The 23,603-nt window shown below is 60.7% G+C and carries 18 protein-coding genes; 13 read left to right on the forward strand and 5 right to left on the reverse strand.

Features of this window, described 5'->3' with window-relative positions; genetic code table 11:
- Window positions 1–15: 15 nt before the first annotated feature.
- The gene (locus tag PHX69_RS03355) at window positions 16–450 is read left to right on the forward strand and encodes a DNA polymerase III subunit chi (protein WP_288042366.1); all 435 of its coding nucleotides are present in this window, start codon (window positions 16–18) and stop codon (window positions 448–450) included.
- A gap of 1 nt (window position 451) precedes the next feature.
- Window positions 452–853, forward strand: a complete 402-nt coding sequence (locus tag PHX69_RS03360) for a hypothetical protein (RefSeq protein WP_119012572.1) — start codon at window positions 452–454, stop codon at window positions 851–853.
- Here the strand turns inward: PHX69_RS03360 and PHX69_RS03365 are convergent.
- Together PHX69_RS03365 and PHX69_RS03370 are read right to left on the reverse strand one after the other, a co-directional pair.
- Complete coding sequence (locus tag PHX69_RS03365; protein WP_119012573.1) at window positions 822–1,829, reverse strand: D-2-hydroxyacid dehydrogenase family protein; 1,008 nt, start codon at window positions 1,827–1,829, stop codon at window positions 822–824. The two genes, PHX69_RS03360 and PHX69_RS03365, sit on opposite strands and share 32 nt — an antisense overlap.
- Before the next feature lie 85 nt (window positions 1,830–1,914).
- Window positions 1,915–2,964, reverse strand: a complete 1,050-nt coding sequence (locus PHX69_RS03370; protein ID WP_288042367.1) for an AI-2E family transporter — start codon at window positions 2,962–2,964, stop codon at window positions 1,915–1,917.
- A gap of 244 nt (window positions 2,965–3,208) precedes the next feature.
- On the opposite strand from PHX69_RS03370, the gene PHX69_RS03375 reads away from it, so the two are divergent.
- The 4 genes from PHX69_RS03375 to zapE all read left to right on the forward strand — a co-directional run bounded on the left by PHX69_RS03375 (window position 3,209) and on the right by zapE (window position 10,080).
- Window positions 3,209–6,076 carry a 2-oxoglutarate dehydrogenase E1 component gene (locus PHX69_RS03375; protein WP_119012575.1) on the forward strand — a complete coding sequence of 956 codons (2,868 nt, stop codon included), beginning with the start codon at window positions 3,209–3,211 and terminating at the stop codon, window positions 6,074–6,076.
- Between the two features lie 49 nt (window positions 6,077–6,125).
- A complete protein-coding gene (gene odhB, locus PHX69_RS03380; RefSeq protein ID WP_288042368.1) occupies window positions 6,126–7,379 on the forward strand; it encodes a 2-oxoglutarate dehydrogenase complex dihydrolipoyllysine-residue succinyltransferase in 1,254 nt (417 codons plus the stop codon).
- An 87-nt stretch (window positions 7,380–7,466) separates the two neighbouring features.
- Window positions 7,467–8,894 (forward strand): dihydrolipoyl dehydrogenase, encoded by a 1,428-nt coding sequence (gene lpdA, locus PHX69_RS03385; protein WP_119012577.1) that lies wholly within the window; start codon window positions 7,467–7,469, stop codon window positions 8,892–8,894.
- An 82-nt stretch (window positions 8,895–8,976) separates the two neighbouring features.
- Entirely contained in the window at window positions 8,977–10,080 is a 1,104-nt protein-coding gene (gene zapE, locus PHX69_RS03390; protein ID WP_119012578.1) for a cell division protein ZapE, read from the forward strand.
- A gap of 19 nt (window positions 10,081–10,099) precedes the next feature.
- Here the strand turns inward: zapE and PHX69_RS03395 are convergent, their stop codons facing one another.
- Both PHX69_RS03395 and PHX69_RS03400 read right to left on the reverse strand, forming a co-directional pair.
- Window positions 10,100–10,897, reverse strand: a complete 798-nt coding sequence (locus tag PHX69_RS03395; RefSeq protein WP_288042369.1) for a PP2C family protein-serine/threonine phosphatase — start codon at window positions 10,895–10,897, stop codon at window positions 10,100–10,102.
- A 9-nt stretch (window positions 10,898–10,906) separates the two neighbouring features.
- The gene (locus PHX69_RS03400) at window positions 10,907–11,707 is read right to left on the reverse strand and encodes an outer membrane protein assembly factor BamD (RefSeq protein ID WP_119012580.1); all 801 of its coding nucleotides are present in this window, start codon (window positions 11,705–11,707) and stop codon (window positions 10,907–10,909) included.
- Window positions 11,708–11,884: 177 nt separating this feature from the next.
- Here PHX69_RS03400 and dnaE point away from each other — a divergent pair, with 177 nt between their 5' ends.
- The 3 genes from dnaE to clpA are packed head-to-tail and all read left to right on the forward strand — an operon-like array spanning window position 11,885 to window position 18,225.
- A complete protein-coding gene (gene dnaE, locus PHX69_RS03405; protein ID WP_288042370.1) occupies window positions 11,885–15,397 on the forward strand; it encodes a DNA polymerase III subunit alpha in 3,513 nt (1,170 codons plus the stop codon).
- Between the two features lie 47 nt (window positions 15,398–15,444).
- Window positions 15,445–15,813: an ATP-dependent Clp protease adapter ClpS gene (gene clpS, locus PHX69_RS03410; protein WP_119012581.1), complete on the forward strand. Its 369-nt coding sequence runs from the start codon at window positions 15,445–15,447 to the stop codon at window positions 15,811–15,813.
- Window positions 15,814–15,870: 57 nt separating this feature from the next.
- Window positions 15,871–18,225 carry an ATP-dependent Clp protease ATP-binding subunit ClpA gene (clpA, locus tag PHX69_RS03415; protein WP_288042371.1) on the forward strand — a complete coding sequence of 785 codons (2,355 nt, stop codon included), beginning with the start codon at window positions 15,871–15,873 and terminating at the stop codon, window positions 18,223–18,225.
- A 127-nt stretch (window positions 18,226–18,352) separates the two neighbouring features.
- Here clpA and PHX69_RS03420 read toward each other — a convergent pair whose 3' ends face one another.
- Complete coding sequence (locus PHX69_RS03420; protein WP_288042372.1) at window positions 18,353–18,970, reverse strand: C40 family peptidase; 618 nt, start codon at window positions 18,968–18,970, stop codon at window positions 18,353–18,355.
- A gap of 108 nt (window positions 18,971–19,078) precedes the next feature.
- On the opposite strand from PHX69_RS03420, the gene PHX69_RS03425 reads away from it, so the two are divergent.
- The 4 genes from PHX69_RS03425 to PHX69_RS03440 form a co-directional block, all read left to right on the forward strand.
- Window positions 19,079–20,698: a thymidine phosphorylase family protein gene (locus PHX69_RS03425; RefSeq protein ID WP_119012583.1), complete on the forward strand. Its 1,620-nt coding sequence runs from the start codon at window positions 19,079–19,081 to the stop codon at window positions 20,696–20,698.
- Window positions 20,699–20,700: 2 nt separating this feature from the next.
- Window positions 20,701–21,627 carry a ribose-phosphate diphosphokinase gene (locus PHX69_RS03430; RefSeq protein WP_288042373.1) on the forward strand — a complete coding sequence of 309 codons (927 nt, stop codon included), beginning with the start codon at window positions 20,701–20,703 and terminating at the stop codon, window positions 21,625–21,627.
- Window positions 21,628–21,717: 90 nt separating this feature from the next.
- A complete protein-coding gene (locus PHX69_RS03435; protein WP_288042374.1) occupies window positions 21,718–22,326 on the forward strand; it encodes an isochorismatase family protein in 609 nt (202 codons plus the stop codon).
- Window positions 22,327–22,651: 325 nt separating this feature from the next.
- The coding region (locus PHX69_RS03440) for a chromosome segregation SMC family protein (protein ID WP_288042375.1) at window positions 22,652–23,603 on the forward strand (952 nt) is incomplete at its 3' end.

Consider the following 23,603-nt stretch of genomic DNA (forward strand, 5'->3'; position numbering starts at 1 on the left):
AGGTGATCGCCAGGCATGACCGAAGTTGCTTTCCATTTCAATGCGCCAGACAAGCTGGCATATGCCTGCCGGTTCGCGCGGAAAATGGTGTGCCTTGACAAGCGGCTGGTCATCACGGGGGCACCAGACACGCTGGTGTCCTTGGACAAAATGCTGTGGCACATGGCGCCGCAAGATTTTGTTGCCCATTGCACAGTGCAGGATGCGCCAGAACTGCTGGAGGCATCGCCCGTGTTGCTGCTGACCGATCCGCGTCAGGCCAGACACCGTGAGGTGTTACTGAACCTGGGTGATGCGGTGCCGCAGGGCTACACGCTTTTTGAGCGTCTGATCGAAGTGGTCGCCGCCCACGACGACGCCGACCGGCAATGTGCCCGCATACGCTGGCGCCAATACGCCCAGAGCGGGCATACCATCGTGCGCCACGATCTGGTGCTCAAGGAGTTCTGAAATGGTCAAGCACCCTAAAGCACCCCCTCGTTTTGTACCCACCCTGACCGAAGTGGTGCCTGATCCCATTGAATTGCCTGTACAGCCTGTGGTCTTGGCAGCGCAGGCTCCTGTCCCTGTGGCGGCATTGCTGCCCGCTGCACTGCCCCCGGGATTGGAAGAGCGTCTGGTTCATTGCATCATGCAGCGCGTGGATGTGTCTTTGGATCAGCGTCTGCGCGATGCCATCGCCACCGTAGTGCAAGAGCAGACGAGATCCGTGCTGCCGAGGCTGCGCGAAGAGGTGGAGTCGGTTGTGCGGCAAGTGGTTGGGGAGGCCGTGGCCGATGAATTGGCTGAGCACAGCATGGCCACTGAAATCCGCAGTCAGGTCAGCGGCGTACCTGCAACGCCCCCGGGTTGACGATGTTGGTGGGGGTGCCTTTGATGTAGTTCACCACATTATCAAATGCTGCCCCGAAATACAACTCGTAACTGTCTTGCTCCACATAACCGATATGTGGTGTGCAGACGCAGTTCTCCAGCCTGAGCAGTGCATGGCCTTGCAAAATAGGCTCACTCTCAAAAACATCCACAGCGCCCATGCCGGGGCGTCCCCGATTGAGCGCTGTAATCAATGCATCAGGCTCCAGCAGTTCTGCCCGCGATGTGTTGACCAGCAGCGCCGTCGGCTTCATGCAGGAGAGATCTTCGAGGGTGATGCTGCCGTGTGTTTCTTCACAGAGCCGCAAATGCAGCGACACCACATCGCACTGTGCAAAAAATTCTTCGCGGGTGCTGGCAACTTGGAATCCGTCGGTCAGTGCTTTGGCGCGGGAGGCTTCGCGGCCCCAGATACGCACATTCATGCCGAACGCCCGGCCATAGCCCGCCACAATCTGACCAATTTTTCCGTAGCCCCAGATGCCCAAGGTTTTGCCACGCAAAACGGTGCCAATACCAAAATTAGGTGGCATGGAGCCCGATTTGAGGCCAGATTGTTGCCAGGCCCCGTGCTTGAGGTTGGAGATGTACTGTGGCAGGCGCCGCATGGCGGCCATGATCAGCGCCCAGGTCAGCTCTGCGGGGGCTACCGGTGAGCCTACGCCTTCGGCCACAGCCACACCGTGCTCAGTACATGCCAGCACATCCACATGGTTGCCGACCTTGCCGGTTTGGGCAATCATGCGCAGGCGTGGCAGCTTTTCTATCAGCTGGCGGGTGATTTGTGTGCGCTCACGCACCAGGACGATGATGTCGGCATCTTTCAGTCGCACTGACAACTGTCCCAAGCCTTTGACCGTGTTGGTGTACACCTTGGCGGTGTAAGCGTCCAGGCGGCTGGCGCAGTGAAGCTTGCGCACAGCGTCCTGGTAGTCATCGAGGATCACGATATTCATTGTTTATTCCATCATGCGCTTCAATCCAATTCGCGGGCGTATTGGGCTGTTGTTGTGCGCAGCGCACCACGCAGGTTGATTGTTTTCACGTTGGTGTTTTTGGCGCAAAGAGATCCCATGTCGCCATGAACAACGCTGCAATCACGGGGCCGATGACAAATCCATTCAAACCGAAGAGCGCCATCCCGCCCAGCGTGGAAATCAGCACCACATAGTCTGGCATTTTGGTGTCTTTGCCCACCAGAACAGGGCGAAGAATATTGTCTACCAAGCCTATGACGAAAACGCCAAATGCAGTGAGTGTGACGGCCTGCCAGAGTGCGCCGGTAGCAAAAAAATAAATGGCCACAGGAACCCATATCAGCCCGGCTCCGACAGCTGGTAGCAATGATAAAAATGCCATGAGAACCCCCCAAAGCACAGGCCCCTGAATGCCCAACGCCCAAAAGATGAAGCCGCCCAGCAGCCCTTGTGAAGCGGCCACCACAATGTTGCCTTTGACGGTGGCACGGATTACTGTGGTGAACTTTTGGCTCAGATCGCGCTTGTGTGCTTCCTCCAGTGGAACAGCATTGCGCACTCTGATGGCCAATGCGGCGCCATCGCGAAGCAGGAAAAACAGCAGGTACAGCATGATCCCAAGGCTGATCAGGAACTGAAAAGTATTTTGACCAATGTTGAGCGCGCGCGTGGCAATCAGTTGGCTGCCTTGCACGGCAATGGTGGAGAGTTTTTGCTGTAGTGCTGCCATGCTGGTCAGTTCCAGTCGGTTCAGCAACTCCAATGCCCAGTAGGGCAGTGCGGCGATGATTTGCTGAAAATAATCGCCCACATTCAGTTGCCCTGATCGCAGCCTGTCATAAATGTGAGTGGCTTCCTGAATCAGTGAAATGCTCAGCAGCGTCATGGGAAGAATCACTACGATCAGACACAGCACCAAAGTGGCCAGCGCCGCCAGATTGTGCCTGCGTGGCATGCGCAACAGCAGGCGCCGATGCAGTGGTGAAAAAAGAATGGCCAGCACGACGCCCCAGAAAACCGCTTCATAAAAAGGCCACAGGATGGCTGCAAATGCCAACGACACTGCAACCAGTAGCAACAGGAAGGTTTTGTTCTGTGGAGATGGCGAGGTCATATAAAAGTGTTGTGCTGTGCAATAAAGCCAATGTAAGCGAGTTGCACGATGGTGCGCGCAGAAGTGCAGGCATGCCAGATGGGCATTTTTCGTGCCGCATGGGAGCACTTTCAGTGGCACAATGCTGGCCGTACCCTAGGCCCTTCCCCAGCCACAGTCGCATCCGCCAATCGGTTCAGCCGTGTCGCGGAAGGTTTCTTAAACCAGCTAATGCTTTCTCCAGGAAAGCTGAGGTCAGCGGAATATGAGCGATAAGACATCCGTCTATCAAGCCTACCAAGGCAACACTTACCTTTTCGGCGGCAATGCGCCTTATGTCGAAGAGATGTATGAGAACTACCTGGCTAATCCAGGCAGTGTCCCCGACAGCTGGCGCGATTATTTCGATGCGCTGCAGCATGTTCCCGCAGTCGATGGTTCCAACGCCAAAGATGTGCCCCACCTTCCAGTAGTCAATGCATTTGCCGAACGTGCCAAAGCTGGCGGCACCAAAGTGGTGGTTGCCAGTGCCGACGCCGAAATGGGCCGCAAGCGCACCGCAGTGCAGCAACTCATTGCCGCCTACCGCAATGTCGGTCAGCGTTGGGCAGACCTTGATCCACTCAAGCGCACCGAGCGCCCTGCCATTCCTGAACTGGAGCCGTCGTTCTACGGTTTCAGCGATGCCGACCAAGAGACTGTGTTTGATACCAGCAACACTTTCTTCGGCAAAGACAAGATGCCCCTGCGCGAGCTGCTCAATGCGCTGCGCGAAACCTACTGCGGTACCTTGGGCGCCGAGTACATGTACACCAGCGACCAGGCACAAAAGCGCTGGTGGCAGCAAAAGCTTGAAAGCATTCGCAGCAAGCCCAATTTTGGTGCAGAAAAGAAGAAGCACATTCTTGATCGCCTGACGGCTGCCGAGGGTCTGGAGCGTTACCTGCACACCAAGTATGTGGGCCAAAAGCGCTTTTCGCTCGAAGGCGGCGAGAGTTTTATTGCCTCCATGGATGAGCTCATCCAGTCGGCAGGCAGCAAGGGCGTGCAGGAGATTGTGATCGGTATGGCCCACCGTGGTCGCCTGAACGTTTTGGTGAACTCGCTGGGCAAAATGCCTGCTGACCTGTTCGCCGAGTTTGAGCACACCGCTCCCGAAGATTTGCCTGCCGGTGACGTCAAATACCACCAAGGCTTCAGCTCTGACGTGTCCACCGCAGGTGGCCCGGTGCATCTGTCGCTGGCGTTCAACCCTTCGCACCTGGAAATCGTGAACCCGGTGGTGGAAGGTTCCGTGCGCGCCCGCATGGATCGCCGCGCCGACCCCAAGGGCAGCCAAGTGTTGCCGGTGCTGGTGCATGGCGACTCTGCTTTTGGCGGCCAAGGTGTCAACCAGGAAACCCTGGCCTTGGCGCAAACCCGTGGTTACACCACGGGCGGCACGGTACACATCATCATCAATAACCAGATTGGTTTTACCACTTCGGATCCGCGCGACATGCGCTCGACTGTGTATTGCACCGACATCGTCAAGATGGTCGAAGCTCCCGTGCTGCACGTCAATGGCGACGATCCTGAAGCTGTAGTGCTGGCCACGCAGCTGGCGCTGGAGTTCCGCATGGAATTCCGCCAGGACGTGGTGGTGGACATCACCTGCTTCCGCAAGCTGGGCCATAACGAGCAAGACACTCCCAGCCTGACCCAGCCGCTGATGTACAAGAAGATTGCGGCCCACCCCGGAACCCGCAAGCTCTACGCAGACAAGCTCGCCGCCCAAGGTCTGGGTGCCACGCTGGGTGACGATATGGCCAAAGCCTATCGCGCCGCCATGGATGCGGGCAAGCACACTGTTGATCCGGTGCTGACCAACTTCAAGAGCAAGTATGCGGTCGATTGGTCTCCCTTCGTGGGCAAGAAGTGGACAGATGCGGGTGATACCGCCATCCCCTTGACCGAGTGGAAACGCCTGTCCGAAAAGCTCACCACCATCCCCGATACCGTCACACCGCACCAACTCGTCAAGAAAGTCTATGACGATCGCGCCGCAATGGGCCGGGGCGAGACCAACGTGGACTGGGGCATGGGTGAAAGCATGGCTTTTGCTTCGCTGGTGGCCAGTGGCTACCCAGTGCGCCTGTCGGGCGAAGACTGTGGCCGTGGCACCTTCACGCACCGCCACGCCGTGATTCACGATCAAAATCGCGAAAAATGGGACACCGGCACCTACGTGCCCCTGCAAAACGTGGCCGATAACCAGGCACCGTTCGTCGTCATCGACTCCATCCTCTCTGAAGAGGCTGTGCTGGGCTTTGAATACGGCTATGCCGGTTCTGATCCCAACACCATGGTGATCTGGGAAGCGCAGTTCGGCGACTTTGCCAACGGCGCCCAGGTGGTGATTGACCAGTTCATTGCCTCTGGCGAAGTGAAGTGGGGCCGCGCCAACGGCCTGACGCTGATGCTGCCCCACGGCTACGAAGGCCAGGGCCCTGAGCACAGCTCGGCACGTCTGGAACGCTTCATGCAGTTGGCTGCGGATACCAACATGCAAATCGTGCAGCCCACCACGGCCAGCCAGATTTTCCATGTGCTGCGCCGCCAGATGGTGCGCGATCTGCGCAAGCCGCTGATCATCTTCACGCCCAAGTCGCTGCTGCGCAACAAGGATGCAACGTCGCCGCTGTCCGAGTTCACCAAGGGTGCGTTCCAGACCGTCATTCCCGAGAGCAAAGCGCTCAAGGACGACAAGGTCAAGCGTGTCATAGCCTGCTCGGGCAAGGTCTATTACGACCTGGTCAAGAAGCGCGAAGAAAAAGAGCTGGACGATGTGGCCATCATCCGCGTCGAGCAGCTGTACCCCTTCCCGCACAAGGCTTTTGCTGCCGAGCTGAAGAAGTACCCCAACGCCACCGACATCGTGTGGTGCCAGGACGAGCCGCAAAACCAGGGCGCCTGGTTCTTCATCCAGCACAACATCCACGAGAACATGCTGGATGGCCAGAAACTGGGTTACTCCGGTCGTGCAGCCTCGGCATCGCCTGCCGTGGGTTACTCGCACCTGCACCAGGAACAACAAAAGGCACTGGTGGACGGCGCCTTTGGCAAGCTCAAGGGTTTTGTACTGACCAAGTAAGGCCAGCAACCCGAATCCAGAACAGAACCCCCTTTCCGAAAGAATTCAAATGGCTATCGTAGAAGTCAAAGTTCCGCAACTGTCCGAATCCGTGGCCGAAGCCACCATGCTGACCTGGAAAAAGAAGGCCGGCGAGGCTGTCGCCATCGACGAAATCCTGATCGAGATCGAGACCGACAAGGTCGTGCTGGAGGTGCCTGCACCGGCTGCTGGCGTGTTGGCAGAGATCATCCAGGGCGATGGCGCCACCGTGGTGGCCGAGCAACTCATTGCCAAGATCGACACCGAAGCCACTGCGGGTGCCGTCGCTGCTGCGCCCGCAGCCGCTGCGGCTGCCGTGGCCGCTGCGGCAGTGGCTGCCCCTGCTGCTGCATCCAAGGGTGACGTGGCCATGCCTGCCGCCGCCAAGCTGCTGGCTGACAACAACCTGTCGGTGTCCGCCGTCACGGGTACGGGCAAAGATGGCCGTGTGACCAAGGGCGATGTGCTGGGTGCTGTGGCTGCTCGCGCTACTAAAGTTGTAGCTGCTAGCGCAATCCCCACGGGCGTTCCAGCCAAATCTTTGCCCCAAGTGGCAGCGCCTGCAGTGCAAAACCTGGGCGACCGCCCCGAGCAGCGCGTGCCCATGAGCCGTCTGCGCGCCCGTGTGGCCGAGCGCCTGCTGCAATCGCAGTCCACCAACGCCATCCTGACCACGTTCAACGAAGTGAACATGGCCCCGGTGATGGAAATGCGCAAGAAGTTCCAAGACGCCTTCAGCAAAGAGCACGGTGTCAAAATCGGCTTCATGAGCTTCTTCGTCAAGGCGGCGGTGCATGCGCTGAAGAAGTTCCCGGTGCTGAATGCGTCGGTGGATGGCAACGACATCGTCTACCACGGCTACTTCGACATCGGTATTGCTGTCGGTTCGCCCCGTGGTCTGGTGGTGCCGATTTTGCGCAACGCCGACCAGATGAGCTTTGCCGACATCGAGAAGAAAATTGCCGAATTCGGCAAGAAGGCCCAAGAAGGCAAGCTGGGCATTGAAGAAATGACCGGCGGCACCTTCTCCATCTCCAACGGTGGCACCTTCGGCTCCATGCTGTCCACGCCCATCATCAACCCACCGCAATCGGCCATTCTGGGCGTTCACGCCACCAAGGACCGCGCTGTGGTGGAAAACGGCCAAATCGTCATCCGCCCGATGAACTACCTGGCCATGTCCTACGACCACCGCATCATTGATGGCCGCGAAGCCGTGCTGGGCCTGGTCGCGATGAAGGAAGCGCTGGAAGACCCCTCGCGCCTGCTGTTTGACATCTAAACCCTGATGGATTGACCCACCCATGTGGCCCGGCTTGTGCTGGCGCCCATCGGTGGGTTTTTTTGCAACCGATTGAGAAAGATTTTTATGAGCAAAGCATTTGATGTTGTCGTGATCGGCGCTGGCCCCGGTGGCTACATTGCCGCCATCCGTGCTGCCCAGCTGGGTTTCAACGTCGCCTGTATCGACGAATGGAAGAACGACAAGGGCGGCCCCGCACCCGGTGGCACCTGCACCAACGTGGGCTGCATCCCGTCCAAGGCGCTGCTGCAATCGTCCGAACACTTTGACCACGCCAACCACCACTTTGCCGAGCATGGCATCAGCGCCAAAGACGTGAAGATGGACGTGGCCAAGATGATTGCCCGCAAGGACAACGTCGTGAAACAGAACAACGACGGCATCCTGTACCTGTTCAAAAAGAACAAGGTCAGCTTCTTCCATGGTCGCGGCTCCTTTGCCAAAGCAGTGGAAGGTGGCTATGAAGTGCAAGTGGCTGGCGACAAGCCTGAAACCCTGGTGGCCAAACAAGTCATCGTTGCGACTGGCTCCAACGCGCGCGCCTTGCCTGGAACGCCATTTGACGAAGAAAACGTGCTGTCCAACGACGGCGCGCTGCGCATCGGTGCTGTGCCGAAAAAGCTGGCACTGATTGGTTCGGGCGTGATTGGCCTGGAAATGGGTTCGGTCTGGCGCCGTCTGGGTGCCGATGTCACGATCCTCGAAGGTTTGCCCACCTTCCTCGGCGCCGTGGACGAGCAAATCGCCAAAGAAGCCAAAAAAGCCTTCGACAAGCAGGGCCTGAAGATTGAACTGGGCGTGAAGGTTGGCGATATCAAGAACGGCAAAAAGGGCGTCTCCATCGCCTACACCAACGCCAAGGGCGAAGCCCAGACGCTGGACGCCGACAAGCTCATCGTGTCGATTGGCCGCGTGCCCAACACCAACGGCCTGAACGCCGAAGCTGTCGGCCTGCAACTGGACGAGCGCGGCGCGATTGTGGTTGATGGCGACTGCAAGACCAACCTGCCCGGCGTGTGGGCGGTGGGTGACGTGGTGCGTGGCCCGATGCTGGCGCACAAGGCCGAAGAAGAAGGCGTGGCTGTGGCCGAACGCATTGCGGGCCAGCACGGCCATGTCAACTTCAATACCGTTCCCTGGGTGATTTACACCAGCCCCGAAATTGCGTGGGTGGGCCGCACCGAGCAGCAGCTCAAGGCCGACGGCGTCAAATACAAGGCCGGCACCTTCCCGTTCCTGGCCAATGGCCGCGCCCGTGCGCTGGGTGACACCACCGGCATGGTGAAGTTCTTGGCCGATGCCGCTACCGACGAAATCCTGGGTGTCCACATTGTGGGCCCGATGGCCTCTGAACTGATCTCTGAAGCCGTGGTGGCCATGGAGTTCAAGGCCAGCGCCGAAGACATCGCCCGCATCTGCCACGCCCACCCCTCGCTGTCGGAAGCGACCAAGGAAGCAGCCTTGGCCGTGGACAAGCGCACCCTGAATTTCTGATAGAAATCAAGGTAAAAAGTGGCTCTAGCGCCCATGTGGTGGGCGCTAGTAGCTCTGTTTTTTATAGCAGAAAGGCGCTGCGTTGTCTGTTTCCGTCACCCAGGCCTATGAGGCCGAACTCGCCGCCAAAGGCTTCCAGAGCGATCCTGCCCAACTGCGTGCCGTACAGGCGTTGCAGCGCTGCGCCGATGAGTGGGCGGTATACAAAGCACGCCGCTCCAATGCGCTGAAAAAACTGCTCATTCGCCCGGACATCCCCAAGGGCGTCTATATGTATGGCGGCGTGGGGCGCGGCAAGAGCTTTCTCATGGAGTGCTTTTTCGACGCCGTACCGCTCAAGCGCAAGGTGCGCCTGCACTTTCATGAGTTCATGCGCGAAGTTCACCGCGAGCTGGCAGGCTTGCAGGGTACGCAAAACCCGCTGGATGTGCTGGGTGCGCGCATTGCCAAACGCTACAAGCTCATCTGCTTTGATGAGTTCCACGTGGCCGACATCACCGATGCCATGATCCTGCACCGCCTGCTGGTGGCGCTGTTTGAGAATGGCGTGGGTTTTGTCACCACCTCCAATTTTGAGCCCAACGGCCTGTACCCCAACGGGCTGCACCGCGACCGCATCCTGCCTGCCATTGCGCTGCTCAACCAGCGCATGGAAGTCATCAACGTGGACAACGGCACCGACTACCGCCGCCGCACGCTCGAGCATGTGCGGCTCTACCACACGCCATTGGGCGCGCAGGCTGATGCGGAGATGGCACAGGCTTTCGACCAGCTGGCTGAAATCCACGACGAAGACCCGGTGCTGCACATCGAGGCCCGCGAGCTGCGTGCCCGGCGCAAAGCGGGCGGTGTGGTCTGGTTCGACTTCAAAGAGCTGTGCGGTGGCCCACGATCGCAAAACGATTACCTGGAAATCGCCAACCAGTTCCATACCGTGATGCTGTCGGGTGTGCCGTACATGCCGGTCAGTATGGCGTCGCCCGCGCGGCGCTTTACCTGGCTGGTAGATGTGCTGTACGACCGGCGCGTCAAACTCATTGTGTCGGCAGCGGTGCCGCCTGAGCAGCTCTACACCGAAGGCCCGCTGGCGCACGAGTTTCCGCGAACGGTGTCGCGCCTCAATGAGATGCAGTCCAAGGAGTTTCTGGCGCTGGAACGCCGTGTGGTGGATACCGGCCTGACGTGATGCCACACGTGCCCTGCGCCTAGCGCGGGGGGAAAGGCATGGAGAGGGGCTTTTTCGGCTCTTCCAGCACCTCGATTTTCACGATCACCAGAGAGAGATTGTCGCCCCCGCCGCGGGCGCGACCACGGGCTTTGTCGATCAGGAATTCGGTGGCTTCGCGCGGCGTGAGGGATTCCACCACTGACGCCAGCTCAGCAGGCGAGAAGTAGTGCCACACGCCATCGCTGCAAGCCATGAGCACATCGCCGGGCTGGAGTTGCGAGATCAGGTGGGTGGCGATGGGCGGGTCGCTTTCTGCGCCCAGGCAGCCGACCAGGATGTTGGAGTGGGGGTGGTTGTTGGCTTCGGCTTCGGTGATTTCGCCCCGGTCTACCAACGCCTGGACATAGGAGTGGTCCAGGGTGCGCTGCACCATGGCACCGTTTCTGAAGTGGTAGATGCGCGAGTCGCCTGAGTGAACCCAGTGGCAGTCGCCGCGTGGATTGATCAGAAACGCCGCAATGGTGCTGTGGGGTTCTTGCTCTGCGGAGATGGCAGTCATCCGGATCACGATGTGTGCTTCTTGCACCATGTTCTTGAGAACAGTGGCTGCGTCGTCGTGGTCGGGGGAGTAGCGCTCAAAGAGCTGGCGCGCCGTCATCATCACTTGGTCGGAGGCTTTGCGGCCACCGCTGCGCCCACCCATGCCATCGGCCAGCACACCGAGAACGCAGCCGTTGTAGCGTTGGTGCGCCAGCAAAGCTACTTGGTCTTGCTGGTAGTCGCGGTCACCCTTGTGGATTCCGGTGGAAGCTGTGAGGCGAAATGCTTTGGACATGCCCTGTACTCACCATACTTTCCACCACGGCTCTTGCTTGTTTTTGAAACCATGCGTGAGATAGGTGCTTTGGGGGTAGGAGGCATCCATGACACGGCGTGCGTCATCGCGCAGCTGGGTCATGCCCAGGGCGTCGTAGGATTGGATGAGGATGTAGAGCGCCTCTTCCAGGGCTGGCACGGCCTGGTAGTCTGCCAGTGCGTTCTGGGCCCGGCCAATGGCTGCGACGTAAGCTCCGCGCTGGAAGTAGTAGCGCGCCACATGTACCTCGTACTGCGCCAGGGAGTTGACGATGTAGGTCATGCGCTGGCGCGCATCCTGGGCGTAGCGAGACTCGGGAAAGCGTGTGCTCAGCTCGCGGAAGGCTTCAAATGAATCTTTGGCGGCTTTTTGGTCGCGCTCTGACAAATCCTGGCGCGATACCCAAGAGAACATCCCCAGGTCATCGTTGAAGTTGATCAGGCCTTTGAGGTAGAGGGCGTAGTCCAGTGCCGGGCTGGCGGGATGCAGCTTCATGAACCGGTCCAGCGTAGCGATGGCCTGTGCTTTGCTGCCGCTTTTGTATTGGGCGTAGGCTTTGTCCAGCTGTGCTTGCTGTGCCAGCGGTGTGCCAGCGGCACGGCCTTCAAGCTTTTCAAACAGGGGGACGGCTTTGTCGTAACCGCCGCTGCCCATTTCGTCGCGGGCCTCGGCGTAGATGCGGTCGGTGGACCAGCCTGCGGTTTTGTCCTCAGGGGTGCTGGAGCAGCCTGCCAGCAGCGCGCTGGCAACCAGCAGGGAAGGAAAAATCGCATAGGGCGAACGCAGCATGGCGGGCGGCTTTCTGGCAATAAGAGGCATGGGTGTCTGGGGCGGCCAAGTGCCATGGAAGGACTGGCCGGGGCAGGGCATTGTAATGGTGGCAGGAACGCGCAGGGCAGCGATGGCTGGCGCCGTACCCCAGTGCCTCGCGGACGGCAGAGGGCCATGGTTTCTACAATGGCGCCCATGTTTGTTCATTTGCGCCTGCACACCGAGTTTTCCGTCATTGACGGCACCAACCGTATCGACGAGGTGGTCAAAGCCGCCGCCGCCGACGGCCAGCCTGCGCTGGCCATCACGGATTTCAATAACCTGTTTGGTGCCATCAAGTTCTATAAAGAAGCACGCGGCAAAGGCGTCAAGCCCGTGCTTGGGGCAGAAATTGTGCTGGAGGGTGAGGGCACCGCAGCGCCTTCGCGCATGGTGCTGCTGGTGCAAAGCCACCAGGGCTACCTGAATCTGTCGGAGCTGTTGGCCCGTGCCTGGACAAGCAACCAGATCAAGTCACAAGCTGTGTGTACCTGGGCCTGGCTGCAAGAGCTGGGTGCGGGGCTGATTGCTTTGTCAGGGGCACAAGCCGGGCCTGTAGGGCAGGCTTTGGTGCGTGGCGATGAGGCTGGTGCAGAGCAGCTGGCGCAGCGGCTGGCGAATCTGTTTGAACACCGTTTTTACCTGGAGATACAGCGCGCTGGCCGCCCCGACGATGAGGCCCATGTGGTGTCCGCGGTGCAACTGGCAGCACGCCTGAAATTGCCCGTGGTGGCGACGCACCCAGTGCAGTTTTTTACCGAAGACGACTACGAGGCCCACGAGGCCCGCGTGTGCATTGCCGAGGGCGAAATTCTGGGCAACCAGCGCCGCGTGCGCCGTTTTACCCGGGAGCAGTATTTCAAATCATCGGTGCAAATGCAGGCCTTGTTTGCTGATGTGCCCTCGGCGCTGGCCAATACGGTAGAGATCGCCCGGCGCTGTAGCCTGACGCTGGTGCTGGGCAAGCCGCAGTTGCCCAACTTTCCCATCCCGCCGGTCAATGGCGAAATTCTCTCGGTGGAAGATTATTTTCGGTACGTCTCCCATGAGGGCCTGAACGAGCGCCTGCTGCACCTCTACCCCGATGAGGCCAAGCGCCAGGCGCAGCGCCCGCGCTACGTGGAGCGGCTGGAATTCGAGCTGGCCACCATTCTCAAGATGGGTTTTCCGGGGTACTTCCTGATTGTGGGCGACTTTATCCAGTGGGCGAAAAACAATGGCTGCCCCGTGGGGCCGGGGCGCGGTTCTGGTGCCGGGTCGCTGGTGGCCTATGCCCTGAAGATCACAGATCTGGATCCGCTGGAATACAACCTGCTGTTCGAGCGTTTTTTGAACCCCGAACGTGTCTCGATGCCTGACTTCGACATCGACTTTTGCCAGTCCAACCGCGACCGCGTGATCGACTACGTGAAAGACAAATACGGCAAGAATGCCGTCAGCCAGATTGCCACCTTCGGCACCATGGCCGCGCGCGCCGCCATCCGCGACGTAGGCCGGGTGCTGGACATGAGCTACACCTTTTGTGACGGCATCAGCAAGCTCATTCCGAACAAGCCGGGCCAGCACATCACCATTGCCGGGGCCATTGAGGTCGAGCCTGTGCTGGCAGAACGCCTGGAGAAAGAAGACGAAGTCAAAACCCTGCTGGCGCTGGCGCAAAAGCTCGAAGGCATGACACGCAACATCGGCATGCACGCGGGCGGTGTGCTGATCGCACCAGGCAAGCTTACTGATTTTTGTCCGCTCTACCAGCAGCCCGGCAGCGAGTCGGCGGTGAGCCAGTACGACAAGGACGATGTGGAAGCCATTGGCCTAGTCAAGTTCGACTTCTTGGGCCTGGCGACGCTGACCATCCTGGAAATTGCGCGCGAGTTCATCATGCAGCGCCACCCGGGGCAGGAAAATTTTGCTTTCGAGAATATCGCCCTGGACGACGTGGCCACGTACCGCCTGTTTTCGGAAGGAAAAACCGAAGCAGTGTTCCAGTTTGAAAGCCGTGGCATGCAGGGCATGCTCAAGGAGGCGCGGCCCTCGCGGCTGGAAGACCTGATCGCCCTGAACGCGCTGTACCGTCCCGGCCCGATGGACCTGATCCCGAGCTTTGTGAACCGCAAGCACGGCAAAGAGCCCGTCGAGTACCCGCACCCGTTGGTGGCCGAAATGCTGTCCGAGACCTACGGCATCATGGTGTACCAAGAGCAGGTGATGCAGACGGCGCAGATTCTGGGCGGCTACTCGCTGGGCGGCGCCGATATGCTGCGCCGCGCCATGGGCAAGAAAAAAGCCGAAGAAATGGCCGAGCACCGTGCCATCTTCCGCGCCGGGGCCGCCAAGAATGACATCAGCCAGGAGAAAGCCGACGAGGTTTTTGACCTGATGGAGAAGTTTGCCGGGTACGGCTTCAACAAGTCGCACGCTGCTGCGTACTCGCTGCTGGCATACCACACGGGCTGGCTCAAGGTGCACTACACCGCCGAGTTCTTCTGCGCCAACATGACCGTCGAAATGGACGATACCGACAAGCTCAAGGTGTTGCTGGAAGACGCGCAGAAAAACTTTGCCATCCGCTTTGAGCCCCCTGACGTGAACAGCGGTAACTACCGTTTCGAGCCGGTGTCCGATAAGGTCATTCGTTACGGGCTGGGGGCTGTCAAGGGCACGGGGCAGGCCGCTATCGAGGCGATCGTGGCGGCGCGCGAGGGACGTGGCGATGGCCCGCAGGGCAGTACCCGCGGGCCGTTCAAGAGCCTGTTTGATTTTTGCGTGCGTGTGGAACGCAGCAAAATCAACAAGCGCACGGTGGATGCGCTCATCAAGGCGGGGGCCTTTGATGCCGTCGAGCCCAACCGCGCGGCGTTGTCAGCCTCGATTGACCGGGCTTTTGACTTTGCCACTGCGACGTTAGCCAATGCCAACCAAGGCGGCCTCTTCGATATGGGGGGTGAAGACACCCACGGCTCCAGCACCGAAGAACCCGATCTGGTTGCCATCGCGCCCTGGGGGGTAAAGGAGCGCCTGACTTACGAGAAACCTGCGCTGGGTTTTTACCTGTCTGGCCACCTGTTCGACGAGGTGGAGCGCGAGGTAAGGCGTTTTGTGCGCACCCGCATCAGCGACCTGACCGATACCCGCGATACCCAGACCATTGCCGGTATCGTCGGCGGTTTTCGCGTGGTCAATGGCATGCGTGGAAAGCAAGGTATTTTTGTGCTGGACGATACCTCGGCGCGCGTTGAAGCTTCGGCCAGCGAGGCGGTTATCAACACTTACCGCGATTTGCTACAGGAAGATGAACTGGTCATCGTCAGTGGCCGCCTGCAACCCGGACGCAACGGGTTTGAGGCACGCTTTATCGTCCAGCAGGTGATGGATCTGGCCACAGCGCGCTGCCGGTTTGGCAAATACCTGTACCTGGTGGTGGGCGACAAGCTGCCCGATATTGCCCAGACGCTGAGACAGCACCCTTGTAAAAACGAGACTACCGGGCATGGCGAGTCGCTACAGCACGGACTGCGGTTGCGCCTGGCTGTTCAGTGCATGGCAGCGCAGGGTGCGGCCAAGGCCGAAGTGCAGTTGAGCGACGCACACCGCACCTTTCCCACCGATGCAGCCCTGGCTGCCTGGGCCGGGCAGGCGGGCGATGGCGTGGCTACCATCGTTTACGAGTAGTTTTTGCAGATTCCCTTTTACAGCGCCAACACGCGCGCATCGCTAGAATGAATTTCATGGCAACACAACCCCCATCCTCTCCCCCCGCGCCCGCTGTGCAGCGGCCCGTGCCGGACGACGGCGGTTCGGTCGTACTGGAGCGGCTGCCGCAAAAAGCCAAGCCGCCGCAGATGTACCAGGTGCTCATGCTCAACGACGACTACACGCCCATGGAGTTCGTGATCGTGGTTTTGCAGGAATTTTTTAGCAAGGATCGCGAAACTGCCACGCAGATCATGCTCAAGATCCACTTGGACGGCAAAGGCGTGTGTGGCGTGTATTCGCGCGATATTGCCGCCACCAAAGTCGATCAGGTTCTGGAAGCCGCCCACAAGGCTGGGCACCCATTGCAATGTGTGAGTGAGCCTGTTGAATAACAGCCGTTGCACCCCGACATACGTCACCACTTTCCCCGCAAGCACAAAGGAGTTCACATGATTGCCCAGGAACTGGAAGTCAGCTTGCACATGGCCTTTGTAGAGGCCCGCCAGCAGCGCCACGAGTTCATTACCGTGGAGCATCTGTTGCTTGCATTGCTTGATAACCCCAGCGCAGCCGAGGTGTTGCGCGCATGCTCAGCCAATATCGATGATTTGCGCGTTTCGCTCGCCAACTTCATCAAGGACAACACCCCGCAGGTGGCTGGCAACGACGAAGTGGACACCCAGCCCACGCTGGGTTTTCAGCGCGTGATCCAGCGCGCCATCATGCACGTGCAGTCCACGGGCAATGGCAAAAAGGAAGTCAACGGCGCCAACGTACTGGTAGCCATTTTTGGCGAGAAGGACTCGCACGCCGTGTACTACCTGCACCAGCAGGGGGTGACACGCTTGGACGTGGTCAACTTCATCGCCCACGGCATCAAGAAAAGTGAGCCGCCCGAGCCCGTCAAGGGCACTGAAGGCCCGACTGAGGGCGAAGAAGGCGCCACTGGCGAGAAAAACGAAAAAACCTCGCCGCTGGAGCAGTTCACGCAAAACCTCAACCAGCTGGCCAAGGACGGCAAGATCGATCCGCTCATTGGCCGCCACTACGAGGTCGAGCGCACCATCCAGATTTTGTGCCGCCGCCGCAAAAATAACCCGCTGCTGGTGGGCGAGGCTGGCGTGGGCAAAACGGCCATTGCCGAGGGCTTGGCTTGGCGCATCACGCAAAAAGATGTGCCTGAAATCCTGGCCGAGGCCACTGTTTATTCGCTGGACATGGGCGCGCTGCTGGCAGGCACCAAGTACCGGGGCGATTTTGAGCAGCGCCTCAAGGGCGTGCTCAAGTCACTCAAAGACAAGCCCAACGCGGTGCTGTTCATCGATGAAATCCACACGCTGATTGGGGCTGGCGCTGCCTCCGGCGGCACGCTGGACGCCTCCAACTTGCTCAAGCCCGCGCTCAGCTCGGGTGTTCTCAAGTGCATTGGTGCCACCACGTTCACCGAATACCGTGGCATCTTTGAAAAAGATGCAGCCCTGTCGCGGCGCTTCCAGAAAGTGGACGTGGTCGAGCCCACGGTGGCTGAAACTGTGGACATTCTGAAGGGCCTCAAGTCACGCTTTGAAGAGCACCACAGCGTCAAGTACGCCGCAGCCGCCCTGCAAGCGGCCGCTGAACTCAGCGCCAAGTACATCAACGACCGCCACCTGCCCGATAAGGCCATCGACGTGATCGACGAGGCCGGGGCCGCCCAGCGTATCCTGGTGCCCTCCAAGCGCAAGAAAACCATTGGCAAGACCGAGATCGAAGAGATTGTGGCCAAGATTGCCCGCATTCCCCCGGCCAACGTCTCCAACGACGATCGTGGCAAGCTGCAAGTGCTGGAGCGCGATCTCAAGTCGGTGGTGTTCGGCCAGGACAAGGCGCTTGAAGTGCTGGCCAGCGCCGTCAAGATGGCGCGCTCGGGGTTGGGCAAGGGCGACAAGCCGATTGGTTCTTTCTTGTTCAGTGGCCCCACGGGCGTGGGCAAGACCGAAGCGGCTAAGCAGCTGGCCTACATCCTGGGTATTGAGCTGATCCGCTTTGATATGTCCGAGTACATGGAGCGCCATGCCGTCAGCCGCCTGATTGGCGCGCCGCCCGGCTATGTCGGCTTTGACCAGGGTGGCCTGCTGACCGAGGCCATCACCAAGAAGCCGCACGCCGTGCTGCTGCTCGACGAAATCGAGAAGGCGCACCCGGACATTTTCAACGTGCTGTTGCAGGTCATGGACCACGGTACGCTGACGGACAACAACGGGCGCAAGGCCGACTTCCGCAACGTCATCATCATCATGACGACCAACGCGGGCGCCGAGACCATGAACAAGGCCACCATCGGGTTCACCAACCCGCGCCAGGCCGGTGATGAAATGGGCGACATCAAGCGCCTGTTCACGCCCGAGTTCCGCAACCGGCTGGATGCCATCGTCAGCTTCAGGGCGCTGGACGAAAACATCATCCTGCGCGTGGTGGACAAGTTCCTGCTGCAACTGGAGCAACAGCTGGCTGAGAAAAAGGTGGAGGTCACCTTCACCGACAAGCTGCGCAAGCACCTGGCCAAGAAGGGATTCGATCCGCTCATGGGCGCACGCCCCATGCAGCGCTTGATCCAGGACACCATCCGCCGTGCCTTGGCCGACGAGCTGCTGTTTGGTCGCCTGCAAGACGGTGGCCGCCTGACGGTGGACATCGAAACCAAGACCGACGACAAGGGCGTGGAAGCCGCCGAGGTGGTGCTGGACATCCAGCCCCTGCCCAAGAAGGAGCGCTCTGCCAAGTCTGAGCCTGCCGAACCCGAAGAGGCCGCCGCAGCCGGTTAAGCCCAGGGCCAGTTGTGGCCCCTGAAAGCAAAAAGCCAGCAACATCGCGTTGCTGGCTTTTTTACTATCGATTTGATAGCTGCTTGCGCTTACTGCACAAGGGCCAAAAGGCAAAAAGTATCAAATTTTATGGTTTGGATGGTGAGGCATCTGCGCCATCTTCTGCGACGCGACGGGCGCCGTCAAAGCGGCGTGCCCAGTAGGCGGTTTGCATGCTTTCCACGCGAACTTCGGAGCCGCTGCGGGGCGAGTGGATGAATTTGCCATCACCCACATAAATACCGACGTGGCTGAAAGCACGGCGCATGGTGTTGAAAAACACCAGATCGCCCGGCTGCAGTTCTTTTTTGTCGATGACCTGGGTGGAGGCGGCCTGCTGGTCTGCGCGGCGCGGCAGCATCAGGCCCACGGTTTGCTGGTACATGGCGCGCACAAAGCCGCTGCAATCGAAGCCGCTTTCTGCACTGTTGCCACCACGGCGGTAGGGAACGCCCAGAAAGCCCATGGCCGTGACCACCAGATCAGAGGTGCGATCCACCACGTCATGCGCCCTGTTGGCGACGTTTTGGCCGACCTGAGAAAGCTTGTCCTGGGCCTTTTCAGCCACGTTGTGGCGGATCTCGACGAGCTGGTTGAGCAAACCTTTGTCGGCCAGGAGCTTGTCCATGTCGTCAGAGGGTGCCGAGCCAGGGGCCGCGTGGGCGGTGGCGCAGGCCACCAGCAAAGTGCAAAACCATTTAGACATGGGCGCGAAGGGTAACACGCACTGCGAGCGGGATTAGCGCAAAAAGCCTGTCAAGCCGGTGTTTTTGCCCAGATGGCCTGAGAAAAAATACGGTGTAGGCTTGCACGCATGCCTGCTGAAACCCTTGATACCCCTTTGGTGCCCGCATCGGACACTGCTGCTGCCACGGCCACACCGGGGGCCGTGCCCGTGTCCCGCCTGGCGCTGCGCCGCGTGGCCATAGACACCTGGCGTGAAAACGTCGCCTACCTGCACCGCGATTGCGCCGTGTACCGTGCCGAGGGCTTCCAGGCGTTGTCGAAGGTGGATGTGCGCGCCAACGGGCGCCATGTTCTGGCCACGGTGAACGTGGTGGACGATCCGTGCATCGTGGGCTGCAACGAGCTGGGCCTGTCGGAAGATGCGTTTGCCCAGCTGGGCGTGCCCAACGGCTATATGGTGGCGGTGTCGCAGGCCGAGCCGCCCGAATCCATGGGGGCGCTGTTTCGGAAGATTTCGGGCGAGCGCCTGGCGCGCGCAGACTTTCACGCCATCGTGCGCGACATTGCCGAGCGCCACTATTCCAAGATTGAGCTGACGGCCTTTGTCGTCGCCTGCCACCGCGATGAACTCGACCGCGAGGAGGTGTTTTTCCTGTCGGATGCCATGGTGGCCAGTGGCCAGCGCCTGGACTGGCACGAACCGCTGGTGGTGGACAAGCACTGCATCGGCGGTATTCCGGGCAACCGCACCTCCATGCTGATCGTGCCCATCGTGGCTGCGCACGGCATGCTGTGCCCCAAAACATCGTCGCGTGCCATCACCTCGCCCGCAGGCACCGCTGACACCATGGAAGTGCTGGCCAATGTGCAGCTGCCCCTGGAGGAGTTGCAGCGCATCGTGCGCGACCACCGCGGTTGCCTGGCCTGGGGTGGCACGGCCCAACTCTCGCCCGCTGATGACGTGCTCATCTCGGTAGAGCGGCCACTGGCCATCGACTCGCCCGGGCAGATGGTGGCATCCATCCTGTCGAAAAAAATAGCGGCGGGCTCTACGCACCTGGTGCTGGATATTCCGATTGGCCCCACGGCCAAGGTGCGCTCCATGCCCGAGGCCCAGCGCCTGCGCCGCTTGTTTGAGTACGTGGCGCACCGGCTGGGCTTGTCGCTGGACGTGGTTATCACCGATGGACGCCAGCCCATCGGCAACGGCATTGGCCCGGTGCTGGAGGCGCGTGACGTGATGCGTGTACTCGAAAACGACCCGTCTGCGCCCAACGACCTGCGGCAAAAATCCCTGCGCCTGGCCGGGCGTCTGATTGAGTGCGACCCCGATGTGCGTGGTGGCGATGGTTACGCCATTGCCCGCGACATCCTCGACTCGGGCCGTGCGCTGGCCCGCATGCGCGCCATCATCGCCGCCCAGGGCGCCAAGGAGTTTGACCACAACCACCCACCGCTGGGCGCACTGAGTTTTGACGTGTGTGCCAGTGCTGCCGGTGTAGTGGCGGGCATAGACAACCTGCAAATCGCCCGCATTGCCCGGCTGGCCGGGGCGCCCAAGGTGCAGGGCGCTGGGGTGGATTTGCTGTGCAAACTGGGCGACGCCGTGGCCCAGGGCGATGTGCTGTACCGCGTGCATGCGGGCTATGGTGCTGACCTGGAGTTTGCCCGCCAGGCCAGTGCCCGTGCCAGCGCCTACCGCATTGGTACGGCGGACGACATGCCCCGCGTGTTTGTGGAGTTTTGAGCATGGCCGCATCCCCCCACATGCTGGATGCAGGCCCATCCTGCCTGCTCTACCTGGATGACGAGCAGGCTGCCGCTGCGGGCCTGGCCGCTGCGGCAGGCCTCATCGCGCTGCCCATTGCACGCCATCGCTTTCCCGATGGCGAACTCAAGCTCACGCTGCCGGTGGATGCCTCGGGCCAGTTGCCCGCGCGTGCCGTGCTGCTGCGCAGCCTGCACCAGCCCAACGACAAGCTCATCGAGCTGCTGCTGGCTGCCCGCACCGCCCGCAGCCTGGGCGTGCGCCACCTCACGTTGGTGGCGCCGTACCTGGCCTACATGCGCCAGGACATCGCGTTCCACCCCGGCGAGGCAGTGAGCCAGCGCATCGTGGGCCCTTTTTTGGCCGATTTGTTTGATGCCGTCGTGACCGTGGACCCGCACCTGCACCGCGTGGCCACCTTGCAGGAGGCAGTGCCTGCCGCGCAGACCGTGGTGGTCAGTGGCGCACCGCTGCTGGCCGACTGGATCGTGCGCCAGCGCCCCGGTGCGCTGTTGGTGGGGCCTGATGGTGAATCTGCCCAGTGGGTGGCGCAGGCCGCTGCGCGCCACGGCCTACAGCATGCCGTCTGCACCAAAGAGCGCCACGGCGACCGCAGCGTCACCATCGCCCTGCCGCCGGTCAACGTGCAGGGCAGGGCGGTGGTGCTGCTGGACGACATGGCCAGCACCGGCCATACCTTGGCCCAGGCCACGCGGCTGCTGTGGCAGGCGGGCGCGGCATCGGTGGATGTGGCCGTAACGCATGCGCTGATCGATGCTGCCTCGTTGCAAGCGCTGCACGCGGCGGGCGTGGGCCAGTTCTGGAGCACCGACTGCGTCGCCCACCCCAGCAACTGCGTGCCCATGGCCAGTGCGCTGGCGCAGGCGCTGGGAGGGCTGCACGCCTGAGCGTCGCCCTTCATGCGGCGGCTGTCCACGCAGTGCCGTGCGCTGCGACAATCGTGGCCATTCCTCACCGCATTCACAGAAAGAACCCCCATGCTGCTTGACGCCTCTGAATCCCAATTGGTGCTGGTGGACTACCAAAGCCGCCTCATGCCCGCCATTTTTGAAGCCCCGCTGGTGCTGGCCAATGCGCTGCGCCTGGCCCAGGTGGCCAAGCTGGTCGAAGTGCCCGTGTGGGGCACCGAGCAAAACCCCTCGCGCCTGGGCCCCAACGATGCGCAGTTGCGCGCACTGTGCGACAAAACCTTGTCGAAAATGCATTTCAGTGCTGCTGAAGAGGGCCTGGGCGAGTGGCTGCGCCCGCCCGCCAAACCCCAGCAGGGCGGCAACGCCCGCAGCCTGCCCAAGCACCTGCAAAAACCGCCCGCCCCGCTGGCGCCCGAGCGTGGCCTGATCGTCATTGCGGGCTGCGAAGCCCATGTGTGCCTGCTGCAAACCGCGCTCGACTTGATCGAGGACGAGTTTGACGTGTGGGTGGTGACCGACGCGTGCAGCTCGCGCACCGAGCGCAACCGCGACGCCGCTTTTGACCGCCTGGCCGGTGCGGGCGCCGAGCTGGTGACGACGGAAATGGTGGCCTTCGAGTGGCTGCGCAGTTGCGAGCACCCGGCTTTCAAAGACATGCTGGCGCTGGTGAAATAAGCGCCGCTGATGGGGTGCGAAGTGGGCTTGATTTTTTCAAGCATTTTGTGGCCCTGGCCCTTTGCTGGTATGCGCTGGCAGCTCCTGAAAAGTGAGTAACTGGCACCTTGCCGCAGGGCCGCTTGCTGCCATGGCCGTGGCCTGCACACGGCGGCGCAGCACCGACAGGTTGCATAACGTCAGGTAATACGCCCGCAGGCGTCCGAACGGGTGGACGCCTCGGGTAACATTCGCACCTTGAACCGTTTGGCATAGCAGCGCGCAGGGCAGCGTTGACTGTCCGGCACTGGCGCTGTGCCAGCGGCGCGGTGTTACAGGGTCTTTCGTGCGTCTCAATTCCATCAAGCTCTCTGGCTTCAAGTCGTTCGCTGAACCCACCAACTTCATGCTGCCAGGCCAACTGGTGGGCGTGGTGGGGCCGAACGGCTGCGGCAAATCCAACATCATGGATGCGGTGCGCTGGGTGCTGGGCGAGAGCAAAGCCAGCGAGCTGCGCGGTGAGTCCATGCAGGACGTGATCTTCAGCGGCACCACCACGCGCAAGAGTGCCAGCCGCGCCAGCGTGGAGCTGGTGTTCGACAACGAAGACCACCGCGCCGGTGGCCAGTGGAACCAATATGTAGAGATTGCCGTCAAGCGCGTGCTCACCCGCGACGGCACCAGCAGCTACTACATCAACAACCAGCCAGTGCGCCGGCGCGATGTGCAGGACGTGTTTCTGGGCACCGGCCTGGGGCCGCGCGCCTACGCCATCATTGGCCAGGGCACCATCAGCCGCATCATTGAAAGCCGCCCCGAAGATTTGCGCCTGTTCCTCGAAGAGGCTGCGGGCGTATCCAAATACAAAGAGCGCCGCCGCGAAACCGAAAACCGCCTCTCCGACACCCGCGAAAATCTCACCCGCGTGGAAGACATCCTGCGCGAGCTGAATGCCAACCTCGAAAAACTCGAAACGCAGGCGGCCATTGCCCAGAAATACCACGCCCTGCACGCCAGCGTGACGCTCAAACAGCAGCAGCAGTGGTTTCTGAAACGCGCCGAGGCCGAAGAGCAGCAAAACAAAGTGCGTCTGGAAGGCCTGCAAGCCGTCAACGACCTGGAAGCGCGCATGGCCGAGCTGCGCCAGGTCGAATCTGAACTCGAAACCGTGCGCCAGGCGCACTACGGTGCGGGTGATGCGCTCAACCAGGCCCAGGCCAAGCTCTATGAGGCCACGGCGGAAGTGGGGCGGCTGGAGGCCGAAATCCGCTACGTGCTGGAAGGGCGCCAGCGCGTGG

The sequence above is a fragment of the Simplicispira sp. genome, assembly GCF_028687295.1.
In the GTDB taxonomy this organism is placed as follows: domain Bacteria; phylum Pseudomonadota; class Gammaproteobacteria; order Burkholderiales; family Burkholderiaceae_C; genus Simplicispira; species Simplicispira metamorpha.